The following is a 696-nucleotide window of genomic DNA, read 5'->3' as shown; positions in this document are numbered from 1 at the left end:
TTTATATACTATTTCTCTCCCATTTATTTTTGAAAAAATAGGTAAGAAATCATATTTAGACATTTTCTCAATTGATAAATTTACAATTATCCCCGGTAATTTTATCTTATTCCAACTACGCTTTAAGAATCCCTTTTGTTCTAACAAACTAAGAATGGCATTAATAATTTCTTTTTTAGATACACTTTGTCCAATAAATAAATTAATAAATGCTGAAATACGTTCCGTTCGAGCGAATCCTTCCCGAATGATTTGCTTTGGATTAATTTTTTCGCGACCATCACAATTTTTCATTGCAATTAATGCTAATTTCATTTCATTTTGCTCACCTGCCGTAACATGTACAGCTTTTACGACATCGTCTACAAGTTTCTTTTTGTTTTTATGGCTATATTGCATTCTATATGGATTTTGTAATAATTTTTCAATGTTGTATCTTTCAATTTTTAACAGCACCGGATTATCTGCATTTAATACATAGGATGAATCTTCATTTTGAGCTAAAACTATTTTGCTATCTAATAACGCTTGTTCTATCTCTATTATTATGTCATCTGACCATACTTCTAACGTAATTGTGTCTAATCCCTTTGGAGCAAATAAAGGTAATAACTCATTCTCATTATCAGTTAATACTTTTTCACATTCTGGAAGTGATGTAAAATATGGGAAGCTTAGTTGGAATTCATTAAAAAG

The 696-nt window shown here is 29.2% G+C and carries 1 pseudogene; it reads right to left on the bottom strand.

Annotated features, from left to right (window positions below):
• Positions 1-696, bottom strand: a pseudogene (locus AC1DTM_RS30205) (translation initiation inhibitor); the annotation flags it as partial.

It is taken from the genome of Bacillus sp. P4_D3 (assembly GCF_056401855.1).
This window is presented reverse-complemented; position numbering and strand designations above follow the sequence as displayed.